This is a genomic window from Arthrobacter sp. TRD_SC_6, from assembly GCF_055361185.1.
Map to the genome: position 1 here is coordinate 3,316,209 of NZ_CM143953.1, position 10,920 is coordinate 3,327,128.

Sequence of the window (10,920 nt, forward strand, 5' to 3'; positions counted from 1 at the left end):
CTGAAACAGGGCGAGGCGTGTACCTATAGAACAAGCTTAGTGGCTGTGGCCGTGGGCCTGCTCGTCGTCGTCAGCCGGCTTCTCGACCACCAGTGTTTCGGTGGTGAGGACCAGTGCGGCGATTGACGCTGCGTTGCGCAGAGCAGAGCGGGTGACCTTGACGGGGTCGATGATGCCTGCGTCGACCAGGTTCTCGTACTCGCCGGAGACAGCGTTGAAGCCGTGACCGACCTCGAGCTGACTGACCTTGTCGATCACAACGTAGCCCTCGTGGCCGGCGTTCTCGGCGATCCAGCGCAGCGGCTGGACGAGAGCGCGGCGGACAAGGCCGACGGCGGTAGCGGCGTCACCCTCGAGCTTGAGGACTTCAGGGTCCTCATCCAGCGCCTTGGACGCATGGATCAGGGCAGAACCGCCACCGGCCACGATGCCCTCTTCAAGGGCTGCGCGGGTTGAGGACACTGCGTCCTCGATGCGGTGCTTCTTTTCCTTCAGCTCAACCTCGGTGGCTGCGCCGACCTTGATCACGCCGACACCGCCCGAAAGCTTGGCGAGGCGCTCCTGGAGCTTCTCGCGGTCCCAATCGGAATCGGTGCGCTCAACCTCAGCGCGGATCTGAGCTACGCGGTCTGCGACATCCTGCTCGCTGCCTGCGCCGTCGACGATGGTGGTGTTGTCCTTCGTCACGGTGATGCGGCGGGCAGTGCCGAGGACCTCGAGGCCAACCTGGTCCAGCTTGAGGCCGAGGTCAGGCGAGACAACCTGTGCGCCGGTAAGGGTCGCGATGTCCTGGAGCATGGCTTTGCGGCGGTCACCGAATCCGGGAGCCTTGACGGCAACCACATTCAGGGTGCCGCGGATACGGTTCACCACGAGGGTGGACAGTGCTTCACCCTCGATGTCTTCAGCGATGATGAACAGCGGCTTGCCTGCACCCAACGCCTTCTCGAGCAACGGCAGGAATTCCTGCAGCGCCGAGATCTTGCCGGAGTTGATGAGCACCAGCGCGTCTTCGAGGACGGCTTCCTGGCGCTCGGCGTCGGTAACGAAGTAGGGGCTCAGGTAACCCTTGTCGAACTGCATGCCCTCGGTGAGGACAAGTTCGGTCTGGGTGGTTGAGGATTCCTCGATGGTGATGACGCCATCCTTGCCGACCTTCTCGAAAGCCTCGGCCAGCAGGTCGCCGACCTCCTGGCTCTGAGCCGAGATAGCGGCAACGTTGGCTGTCTGGGAGCCCACAACTTCGCGGGCGTTCTCCAGGAGGCGGGCAGCAACGGCCTCGACAGAGACCTCGATGCCGCGCTTCAGTGCGCCGGGAGCGGCGCCTGCTGCAACGTTGCGGAGGCCTTCCTTTACCAGTGCCTGCGCGAGGACGGTGGCCGTCGTCGTGCCGTCACCGGCGACGTCGTTGGTCTTGGTCGCAACTTCCTTGGCGAGCTGGGCGCCAAGGTTCTCAAAGGGGTCGTCCAGCTCCACCTCACGGGCGATGGTCACGCCGTCGTTGGTGATGGTGGGTGCGCCCCACTTCTTGTCGAGGACGACGTTGCGTCCCCGTGGGCCGAGGGTCACCTTGACGGTGTCGGCCAGCTTGTCGACGCCTGCCTCGAGCTTGCGGCGCGCGGCGTCGTTGAACTCCAACTGCTTTGCCATTATCTGAGTTCGTTCCTTTCAGGCTTGTGCAGTGATGTGTGTGGTGTAGCGGCCGGCACTGGTGGCCGACAGAAAGAACCCCGGCCTAACCGGCCGGGGTTCCTTTGCAGAACTACTTGACGACGATCGCCAGAACGTCGCGGGCGGAAAGAACCAGGTACTCCTGGCCGCCGTGCTTGACTTCAGTGCCACCGTACTTTGAGTAGATGACTACGTCGCCTTCGGAAACGTCCACCGGTACGCGGTTGCCGTTGTCGTCAACGCGGCCTGGGCCTACTGCGACGACTTCGCCCTCCTGGGGCTTTTCCTTAGCGGTGTCCGGGATGACCAGGCCGGAAGCAGTGGTCTGCTCGCCTTCCAGCGGCCGGACAACAATACGATCTTCAAGAGGCTTGATAGAGACCGACACTCGGACCTCTCCTTCACTTGGTTTGGATGAATCTTTGGGTTTCGAGCAGGCGCTGACCGTCGTCGCGGTGCCGGTTTGGCGCGTCCTCGAGGGATTAGCACCCTCATGGTGAGAGTGCCAAGTCCGACTTTATGCAAACGGTTAGCACTCGGTCAAGGTGAGTGCCAGTGCGTCATGCTTTCGGCGCAATTTAACCGGCGCTTCCTCTCATGCCGCCCGTGAAATGTCGATCGATATCTTCATCCGCGCACGTTTATCTGACGGCTGTGAGGTTATCGATCGATATTGGAGACCGGGCGAGCGGATCGGGGCGCCAGAAGGAGCGAGATGGACGCCAGGGCGAGCAGACCGGACACCGCAATGAGCAGGACGGACATCCGTGGGCGAAATACTGCTCTCTTTGTCCACCTTGCTCCCTAGTCGCCACGGATCACTGCAGATACGAGACCTCGTCGGCGCCAATGATCCGGCGGGCTGCCGGGGACGAATTATCTATGACAATGTCCGCCCGAGATGCGGGATCACACTCGGCGAAGTAGAGCCGCTGACCATCGACATACCTGCACCTGCTCGGATGATCCGGATCAGGGTTCGACCCGTCGCGTATTGCCATCCGCCGACCCGTCTCGCTGAACGGGACGTCCAGGAACAAGGACACTGCCCACTCCCCGCGCAATTCGTCACGGTGCAGAAACATTCCATCCACGATCACAAGGCAGTCCGACGGCACCAACACGGGCGATGGGTCGACATCGCGGTCAGCGTCGACGTCGTGACTGGCCTCCCGGTACCTGCCATCACCGTCCCGGGATAGCGGGTCCACTACCCACTCCCGGAAACGGGCGTAATTGTAAGTGTCGAGCCAGAACCCGACGGGCGAATGGCGCCCCAGCCGGTAACGCACCGCCCGCGGATTGATGAAGTTGTCCAGCCCGATCCGAACCACAGCGTGGCCGGCGCTGGATGCCTCGACGGCGAGCGCGTCCGCGAGCATGGTCTTGCCTGCACCGTCCACCCCATCGACGCCGATCAGCACGCGGCCGCGCCGGTCGCCAACCCGGGCGAGCACCGTAGCCAGCACACCGCCGTCGTCGTCTGCTGTTCCACCCATCCCGCGAGCGTATAACAGCCATAAACTGGGCTGATGCAGATTTCGGACCTCTCCCCTGGCCACTACGACGACGCCGTGAACCTCTGGGAGGTGGCCGGCCTTACCCGTCCGTGGAACGACCCGAAAGCGGACCTGTCCCGCGCGATGAATGGACCCTCGTCAACGGTGCTGGCCGGGGTCATCGACGACGCGCTGGCCGGAACGGCGATGGTCGGCCACGACGGCCACCGCGGCTGGGTGTACTACCTTGCCGTTGCATCCGACCATCAGGGTCAGGGCCTCGGCAAGCGGATGATGGACGCGTGCGAGCAATGGCTCATCCGCCACGGCGCAGTGAAGATCCAGTTGATGATCCGGGAGAGCAATACCGAGGTCATCGACTTCTACGAGCACCTCGGCTACGAACGCTCCGAGGTTGAGGTCCGCGCAAAGTGGCTGCGGGCCGATGCCTGACATTACCATCCGCGAAGCCACCGAAGCGGACTGGCCGGCGCTGGCACGGCTCAGAGCTGATTGGTCCGCTGAGCAGGGCAATGCCGACAACGACGACACAACCTTCGAACGCACCTTCACTGAGTGGGTCGCGGCGAACCCCAGGGTGACCTTCGTCGCCGAGCGGGACGAGAACCCTGTCGGAATGATGACGCAGAACCTCATAAACTGAAGAACGCCGAATGGGCGCCGATCCTGCGAAGCGGGCACGGCGATTAGAATGGGTAGCTGGCACCCCGGCCAAACTCCCACGCAAATGGAAGCAGTTTTGTGACGCAGCAGGTCCAGCACCCCACCCGCAGTTCCAGCGGAATCGCCCTGGAAGCGTCCCGCCGACGCACCTTCGCTGTCATCTCACACCCCGACGCTGGCAAGTCCACCCTCACGGAAGCCCTGGCACTCCACGCCCGGGTCATCGGTACCGCCGGAGCTACCAACGGCAAGGAAAACCGCAAGGAAACCGTCTCCGACTGGATGCAGATGGAAAAGGACCGCGGCATCTCCATCAGCTCCACTGCCCTGCAGTTCTCCTACCGGGACGCCGTCATCAACCTCCTGGATACCCCGGGCCACTCGGACTTCTCCGAGGACACCTACCGCGTACTCGCCGCCGTCGACTGTGCGGTCATGCTCATCGACGCCGCGAAGGGCCTCGAGACGCAGACCATGAAGCTCTTTGAAGTCTGCCGCCAGCGCAACATCCCCATCATCACGGTCATCAACAAATGGGACCGGCCGGGCCTGGACACCCTCGCCCTGATGGATGAGATCACCGAGCGCACCGGCCTGATCCCCATGCCGCTCACCTGGGCCGTGGGGATTGCCGGTGACTTCCGTGGCGTCTGGGACATCAAGACCGACTCCTTCGTCCGGTTCACGCGCAACAACGCCGGAGCCAATCTGGCGGTGGAAGAGCACCTGTCACCAGCCGAGGCCCTGGAGCAGGAGGGCAGCAACTGGACGGACGCCGTCGACGAAGCATCCCTCGTCATCGAATCGAACCTGCCGTTTACCATTGAACGCTTCCACGATGGGACCGGCACTCCGGTCCTGTTCTCCTCAGCGGTGCTGAACTTCGGTGTCAAGCACATCCTTGACGCACTCGTGGACCTCGCCCCGGCCGCCGGTCCACGCAAGGACATCAATGGGAACGCGCGCGACGTCGATGCCCCCTTCTCCGGATTCGTCTTCAAAGTGCAGGCAGGCATGAACCGCGCCCACCGCGACCACGTCGCCTTCATCCGGGTCTGCTCCGGCGTCTTCGAGCGCGGCATGGTGGTTACTCACGCCAACTCAAGCAAGACCTTCGCCACCAAGTACGCGCAGCAGCTTTTCGGCCGTGAGCGCGAGGTCATCGATGAAGCGTGGCCGGGCGACGTCGTCGGACTTGTCAATGCTTCGGCCCTGCGGATGGGCGACAGCCTGTACGTCGAGGAGCCCGTCGAATTCCCACCGATCCCACTTTTCAGCCCGGAACACTTCCGGGTTGCCCGTTCCAAGGACCCGAGCCGGTTCAAGCAGTTCCGACGCGGCATCGAGCAGCTGGGACATGAGGGGATCATCCAGATCCTCCGCTCCGACCTCCGCGGAGACCAGGCGCCGGTGCTGGCCGCCGTCGGCCCCATGCAGTTCGAGGTGGTCGAGGACCGTATGGAGCATGACTTCAACGCTCCGATGCGCATGGAGCCCCTGGCCTATTCGCTGGCCCGCCTAACCTCGGGCGATGCACAGGCCACGCTCAGTGCGGTCCGGGGCGCGGAGGTGCTCATCCGCTCCGACGGCGAGTATTTGGCCCTTTTCACCGATGTCTGGGCGCTGCGCCGGGTGCAGAAGAATAGCCCGGAATTACGCCTGGACACCATCGGCACCAGTGCGGGCGAAGCACGTGGCTACTGAGGACATCCTCGCCCCCATCCTCACGCCACAGGGCTGGGAACTGCTCAACTCGCTCGGTCCGTACTCCGAAGCCGAAAGCCTCCGGCTCAACGAGCAGCTGCGCAACGCGGGGCACTCCCCCGAGGTCGTTGCTGCAGCCCTCACCCAGTCCCGGTTGCGCGCGAAAGCCCAGTCAAAGTTTGGTCCCTTCGCGGACCGCATGCTCTTCACCCCGGCCGGCCTCGAACAGGCAACCCGGCTCAGCGTCGCAGCACGTCATGCGCAGCGTTACGTCACCGCCGGACTCCAGAAAGTAGCCGATCTGGGCTGCGGCGTCGGCGCGGATTCCATGGCCCTCGCCACCCTCGAACGCGACGTCACCGCCGTCGAAATCGATGAAACCACCGCCGCTGCTGCAACGATGAACCTGCTCCCCTGGTCGAACGCGACCGTAGTGAATGCGGACGCCGCGAGCTTCGACCTGACCGGGTACGACGGCGTGTGGCTGGACCCTGCGCGCAGGTCCACTTCGACGTCGGGCACGCGGAGACTGTTCGACCCGGAAGCGTTCTCGCCACCGCTTTCCTTCGTGGAAGGTCTTGCGGGCGAAGGACTCCCCGTGGGCGTCAAGCTCGGGCCGGGCATACCCCATGACGCGATACCCGCAGACTGTGAAGCCCAGTGGATTTCCGTGGACGGTGACGTGGCCGAAGTGGTGCTCTGGTTCAACACCCTCCGGCGCGAGCACGTCCGCCGAAGCGCTCTGCTGATCGCCGCGAAGGGTTCCTCCGAGCTGACAAGCAACTCTAACTTCGGTGACGAGGACGCCGCGCCCGTGGGTCCGGTTGAGGGGTACCTTTACGAACCCGACGGGGCGATCATCCGCTCGGGCCTGGTGGCTGACGTGGCCCGGCAGATCGGCGCGCACCTTCTTGACCCGATGATCGCCTACCTGTGTGCACCCAGCCTGGTCGAGACCCCGTTCGCCAAGGCATACCGGATTCTCGACGTAATGCCTTACAACGTGAAGGCGCTGAAGTCCTGGGTGAAAGCGAACGGCATCGGCGTGCTCGACATCAAGAAGCGGGGCACTTCCGTGACACCCGAAGAACTGCGGAAGCAGCTTCTCGCGGGCGCCAGGAAGTCCACCACCAAAGCCACGCTGGTACTGACCCGGATCGGCGAAGACCGCGTAGCCGTCGTCGTCGATCCGGTACGGGTTTAGCGCGGAGATTATGCCGGCTGGCGCGAGAACTCGCTTGCCCTTCGGATTTGGTCTGTGGAGGGCCGCACTCCGGTGTACAGCACGAACTGCTCCGCAGCCTGAAGCGCAGCAACCTCAGCTCCCGTGATGACTGGTTTACCGGCTCGCTCTGCCGCCTGGATGAGTGGGGTGGCTGACGGCAGCGCAACCACATCGAACACGAGCTGAGCTGCAGCAACAGCCTCATCCGAGAAGGATTGGACCGCTTCGTCCTGCCCCGCCATGCCAAGGGGCGTCACGTTGATCAGCAGGTCAGCCGTCGAACCGCCCAGCTCAGCCTGCCACCCGAACCCGTAGAGCCCGGCGAGCTTGCGGCCTGCTTCCTCGTTACGCGCAAGAACAGTGACGCGCGTGAACCCGGCGTCCCGCAGGGCCGCTGCAACCGCCTTCGCCATGCCGCCTGACCCGCGCAATAAGACCGACGACGAAGGCGCCACCTCCGAACGCTGCCGGATGAGTTCCGCGACGGCGAGGTAATCGGTGTTGTAGGCGGTGAGGATACCGTCGTCGTTCACGATGGTGTTCACGGAATCGATCGCAAGCGCGGAAGGATCCATACGGTCCACCAGAGGAATAACGCTTTCCTTGAAGGGCATCGAAACCGCGCACCCGCGAACGCCCAGAGCCCGTACGCCTCCGATGGCGGCCGGGAGGTCCGTCGTCGTAAAGGCTTTGTAGACAAAGTTGAGGTTCAACTCGCCGTACAACCAGTTGTGGAAGCGGGTCCCCAGATTGCTGGGCCGGGCTGCGAGCGACATGCAGAGGAGGGTGTCTTTGTTAAGCGTTGGCACCCGTCAATTATGCAGGCCCAACACGTCCTCCAACGCTGATCCGTCACCGTAGCTGTACTTCGTGATAATGCTCAGCTTGCCGTTGGTTTCCAGGACAATCGCACCAACCTGCGAGAGATCCCCGGTGCCTTGCATGCGCACAGCCTGCAGCAGTTCGGATTTCGTCAACCGATGTGACTTGAGCGCTGCCTCCACTACTGACCCGTCGCTGAAAAGCACCACCGGCCTGGAGGCGAGGGCTGTCCGTGAACGGGGCCATCGTGATGAAACGGTGGCCACAACGAATTGCAGCGACGCCAGCAGGCCAAGCGCAAAGACACCCTCCGTCCAGGACACATCCGAGCTGAGAAAAATGGTGGCCAAGGTGGATCCGAACGCCACCGTAATGACGAAGTCGAACGCGTTGAGCTGACTGAGGGTCCGCTTCCCGGACAACCGAAGAAGGACAACCAACGCTGCGTATGCAGCCGAGCCCACCAACAGGACCCTGGCAACGTCGGACCAATTGTCGAACCACATGCTGGTCTCCAGTCTCTTGGAATCAAAGCTTCATTGACCCCGATGCGTACCCCCGACGCATCAGGCGCCCCCTCGTCACACTAGCCCTCCCCCATTGCCAAAATCATGGGAGAACCAAGGCCTGCACTACTATTGGGCTAAGTTCTCACACGCGATGACGCGATACCGAGGCCACTTTCATTCCACCGTCCGGTACCGGTCAGGAGCACCATTGAAGCTTGAGTTCGCGCAGTCAGAGCAGTCCACCCTCGGCGTTGAGTGGGAGCTTGCCCTGGTGGACCGGTATAACGGGGACCTCGTCTCGGTGGCCAAGGAAGTGCTGCGCGGAGTCAACGAGCGACACCCGGAGCTTCAGGCGGATGAGGAACACCCGCACATCAAACAGGAACTGCTCCTCAATACTGTGGAGATTGTGACCGGCGTCTGCCACACCGTCGCCGAGGCGAAAGAGGACCTCAGCCGGTCCCTGGCCGCAGTCCGCGAGGTGACGGATCCCATGGGCGTGGAACTTTTCTCCGCCGGATCACACCCGTTCAGTGCGCCGCGCTCCCAGCCGGTGACGGACAAGGAACGGTATGCCAAGCTGATCGACCGCACCCAGTGGTGGGGCCAGCAGATGGTGATCTACGGGGTGCACGTGCACGTAGGCCTCGATTCACGCGAGAAGGCCCTGCCGGTGCTCGATGGGCTGGTCAACTACTTCCCCCACTTCCAGGCGATCTCGGCGTCCTCCCCCTTCTGGGGCGGCGAGGACACCGGTTACGCCTCCCAGCGTTCGTTGATGTTCCAGCAGCTACCCACCGCGGGGCTTCCGTTCCAGTTCCCCAGCTGGACCGACTACGAGGCGTACGTACAAGACATGTTCACCACCGGAGTCATCGACTCTGTGAGCGAGATCCGCTGGGACATCCGTCCGGTCGGCAATCTCGGCACCATCGAGATGCGTGTGTGTGACGGATTGTCCACCCTTGAGGAAGTTGGCGCCGTAGCCGCCCTGACCCAGTGCCTGGTCGATGATTTTTCGACAACGCTCGACGACGGCGGCACCATCCCCACCATGCCGCCCTGGCACATCCAGGAAAACAAGTGGCGCGCAGCCCGCTACGGCCTCGAGGCGATCATCATCCTCGACGCCGCCGGTAACGAACGCCTGGTCACCGAGCACCTCACCGACGAACTGAACCGGCTCGAACCGGTTGCGGCGAAGCTCGGCTGCTCGAAGGAACTGGCCGACGTGGAGAAGATTCTTCAGCGCGGCGCTGGCTATCAGCGCCAACGTCGTGTGGCGGCAGAAAACAATGGCGACCTCAGCGCCGTCGTCCTCGATATGGTGCGCCAGCTCCGCGGCTAAACCCTGGTCAGGGGATTCAGGCGTTCACACCGGACCGCCAACCTGCGTCACGGCCCATCCGCGCAAGCAGCCGGGTCTGCCGGTCAGCGCCCTCCGGTTCCGGAAGAGCGGGCCGGCAGATGCCCTCCATGTAGAGGTGCTCACCGAAGCCCTCCAGCGACTTCTCGATGAGGTCGAGCTCGGAGTCGTTGAAGGAGGTGTCCCGTCCGGCGCCGCGCGCAATATCCCACCGGTGCACGAGCAGGTCGAACCCATAGAAGGTCACTATTGTGACGCCGACGGTGGTAGGCCCGAAAAAGCCGTCAAAAGACTTCTCGGCGAGGGACGCAGTATCCAGCACGTTCTGCACCTTGGAGGAGTGGTACACCCAGGCGCCCACCGGATTCCCCGCAGTGTCCGGCCGGTCCCCTAAGTCAATGCCGTGCTTGTTGAGGAAATCCCGCTGGGTATCGATGAGATGGTCGAGAACATCCTGCACAGTCCACCCGGTGCAGGGTGTTGCAGCAGCCCAGTCCTCAACGTCTTCGAGGACCTCCGTCAGCCGGGCGTCCTCAGTCCGAAACAATTCCGTGTAGGTAGTCATGCCATCACCGTAACCGCCGTTGATCACCGCCGTCTTGATAAAATCCGACAGGTGAGGCCCCAAACCGATCCGATCTCCAGAGGTCAACTTCAGGATCCCTCGATCCCTGCTCCCCAACTCTTCCGTTATGCTCCGGGAGCCGGGGTGGCTCATATCATCCGGCACTACTGGGTTCCCGTCTGGGATTTTCCCGACGGCGTCTCCTCCCACCAAAAAGTGCTCCAGTATCCGAGCACACTGTTGGTGATCGCTCCGGACTACGCCATCGCCAAGGGACCGGAGCTTGCGCTCTCCCACAAGGTACTCAGCGGCACATCCTGGGCATTCGGTGTCCTCTTACAGGCCGCTGCGGGCTACCGGCTGCACGGCGAACGGCTCAAGGAACTTGTGAGTAACGAGATTCCGCTCCAGGAGTTGGGTCCAGAGATGGATGCCGTGATCCACGCCGTACGTCAGGAAATGTCGGAGGCACCGGCGTCGCCCGCCGTCCACGCTCATTGCATCGACCTAGTCACCGAGGCTCTGCGTCCGGGGCTAGGCCCCCTGGACCCCGAGGAACTCCTCATCAACGCGATCACCGACCATGTGGAGACAACGCCGTCCCTCACCCGGGTCGACAAGCTTGCCGCGCATGCCGGGATGGACGAGCGGGCGCTCCAGCGCCTCGCGCGGAAGCGGCTGGGCCTCAGCCCTAAATGGCTAATCCAGCGGCGGCGGCTCCAGGAAGCAGGCGTTCGCCTTGCTGCGGGCGGCTGCACAGTCAGCAGTGTCGCTTCCGATCTCGGCTACTCGGATCAGGCGCACTTCACCCGCGACTTCTCACAGGTGACCGGAATGACTCCGGGCGAGTACCTCAAGCGGAACAACCCCTGATC

12 protein-coding genes are annotated in these 10,920 nt (G+C 63.2%); 6 read left to right on the forward strand and 6 right to left on the reverse strand.

Features of this window, described 5'->3' with window-relative positions; genetic code table 11:
- Nucleotides 1–36 precede the first annotated feature (36 nt).
- The 3 genes from groL to ACWA1U_RS15720 all read right to left on the reverse strand — a co-directional run bounded on the left by groL (nucleotide 37) and on the right by ACWA1U_RS15720 (nucleotide 3,170).
- The gene (gene groL / locus ACWA1U_RS15710; RefSeq protein WP_463723087.1) at nucleotides 37–1,650 is read right to left on the reverse strand and encodes a chaperonin GroEL; all 1,614 of its coding nucleotides are present in this window, start codon (nucleotides 1,648–1,650) and stop codon (nucleotides 37–39) included.
- Nucleotides 1,651–1,762: 112 nt separating this feature from the next.
- Complete coding sequence (gene groES, locus ACWA1U_RS15715) at nucleotides 1,763–2,059, reverse strand: co-chaperone GroES (RefSeq protein WP_167994065.1); 297 nt, start codon at nucleotides 2,057–2,059, stop codon at nucleotides 1,763–1,765.
- Nucleotides 2,060–2,489: 430 nt separating this feature from the next.
- Nucleotides 2,490–3,170, reverse strand: coding sequence for a nucleoside/nucleotide kinase family protein (locus tag ACWA1U_RS15720; RefSeq protein WP_463723088.1), 681 nt, complete (start codon nucleotides 3,168–3,170; stop codon nucleotides 2,490–2,492).
- A 33-nt stretch (nucleotides 3,171–3,203) separates the two neighbouring features.
- Here ACWA1U_RS15720 and ACWA1U_RS15725 point away from each other — a divergent pair, with 33 nt between their 5' ends.
- The 4 genes from ACWA1U_RS15725 to ACWA1U_RS15740 all read left to right on the forward strand — a co-directional run bounded on the left by ACWA1U_RS15725 (nucleotide 3,204) and on the right by ACWA1U_RS15740 (nucleotide 6,762).
- Nucleotides 3,204–3,623 carry a GNAT family acetyltransferase gene (locus ACWA1U_RS15725; protein WP_463723089.1) on the forward strand — a complete coding sequence of 140 codons (420 nt, stop codon included), beginning with the start codon at nucleotides 3,204–3,206 and terminating at the stop codon, nucleotides 3,621–3,623.
- Nucleotides 3,616–3,834, forward strand: coding sequence for an N-acetyltransferase family protein (locus tag ACWA1U_RS15730; RefSeq protein WP_463723090.1), 219 nt, complete (start codon nucleotides 3,616–3,618; stop codon nucleotides 3,832–3,834). Before ACWA1U_RS15725 ends, ACWA1U_RS15730 begins: the two co-directional genes overlap by 8 nt.
- A gap of 98 nt (nucleotides 3,835–3,932) precedes the next feature.
- Nucleotides 3,933–5,558 carry a peptide chain release factor 3 gene (locus tag ACWA1U_RS15735; protein ID WP_463723091.1) on the forward strand — a complete coding sequence of 542 codons (1,626 nt, stop codon included), beginning with the start codon at nucleotides 3,933–3,935 and terminating at the stop codon, nucleotides 5,556–5,558.
- Nucleotides 5,548–6,762 carry a class I SAM-dependent methyltransferase gene (locus ACWA1U_RS15740; protein WP_463723092.1) on the forward strand — a complete coding sequence of 405 codons (1,215 nt, stop codon included), beginning with the start codon at nucleotides 5,548–5,550 and terminating at the stop codon, nucleotides 6,760–6,762. The genes ACWA1U_RS15735 and ACWA1U_RS15740 overlap by 11 nt, the downstream gene beginning before the upstream one ends.
- An 8-nt stretch (nucleotides 6,763–6,770) precedes the next feature.
- Here the strand turns inward: ACWA1U_RS15740 and ACWA1U_RS15745 are convergent, their stop codons facing one another.
- Nucleotides 6,771–7,592 (reverse strand): shikimate 5-dehydrogenase, encoded by an 822-nt coding sequence (locus ACWA1U_RS15745; RefSeq protein WP_463723093.1) that lies wholly within the window; start codon nucleotides 7,590–7,592, stop codon nucleotides 6,771–6,773.
- 3 nt (nucleotides 7,593–7,595) lie between these two features.
- Complete coding sequence (locus ACWA1U_RS15750; RefSeq protein ID WP_463723094.1) at nucleotides 7,596–8,111, reverse strand: DUF421 domain-containing protein; 516 nt, start codon at nucleotides 8,109–8,111, stop codon at nucleotides 7,596–7,598.
- A gap of 211 nt (nucleotides 8,112–8,322) precedes the next feature.
- On the opposite strand from ACWA1U_RS15750, the gene ACWA1U_RS15755 reads away from it, so the two are divergent.
- A complete protein-coding gene (locus ACWA1U_RS15755) occupies nucleotides 8,323–9,462 on the forward strand; it encodes a glutamate--cysteine ligase (protein WP_463723095.1) in 1,140 nt (379 codons plus the stop codon).
- A 16-nt stretch (nucleotides 9,463–9,478) separates the two neighbouring features.
- Here ACWA1U_RS15755 and ACWA1U_RS15760 read toward each other — a convergent pair whose 3' ends face one another.
- Nucleotides 9,479–10,045: a maleylpyruvate isomerase family mycothiol-dependent enzyme gene (locus ACWA1U_RS15760; protein ID WP_463723096.1), complete on the reverse strand. Its 567-nt coding sequence runs from the start codon at nucleotides 10,043–10,045 to the stop codon at nucleotides 9,479–9,481.
- A 51-nt stretch (nucleotides 10,046–10,096) separates the two neighbouring features.
- Between ACWA1U_RS15760 and ACWA1U_RS15765 the strand changes: the two genes are divergently transcribed.
- Nucleotides 10,097–10,918, forward strand: coding sequence for a helix-turn-helix domain-containing protein (locus ACWA1U_RS15765; RefSeq protein ID WP_463723097.1), 822 nt, complete (start codon nucleotides 10,097–10,099; stop codon nucleotides 10,916–10,918).
- Nucleotides 10,919–10,920 lie beyond the last annotated feature (2 nt).

Excerpts from the sequence above, each read along its gene's own strand:
- ACWA1U_RS15730 (WP_463723090.1), top strand. The coding sequence starts at position 3,616 with ATGCCTGACATTACCATCCGCGAAGCCACCGAAGCGGACTGGCCGGCG.
- ACWA1U_RS15760 (WP_463723096.1), bottom strand. The coding sequence starts at position 10,045 with ATGACTACCTACACGGAATTGTTTCGGACTGAGGACGCCCGGCTGACG.
- groL (WP_463723087.1), bottom strand. The coding sequence starts at position 1,650 with ATGGCAAAGCAGTTGGAGTTCAACGACGCCGCGCGCCGCAAGCTCGAG.
- ACWA1U_RS15720 (WP_463723088.1), bottom strand. The coding sequence starts at position 3,170 with ATGGGTGGAACAGCAGACGACGACGGCGGTGTGCTGGCTACGGTGCTC.
- ACWA1U_RS15725 (WP_463723089.1), top strand. The coding sequence starts at position 3,204 with ATGCAGATTTCGGACCTCTCCCCTGGCCACTACGACGACGCCGTGAAC.
- ACWA1U_RS15750 (WP_463723094.1), bottom strand. The coding sequence starts at position 8,111 with ATGTGGTTCGACAATTGGTCCGACGTTGCCAGGGTCCTGTTGGTGGGC.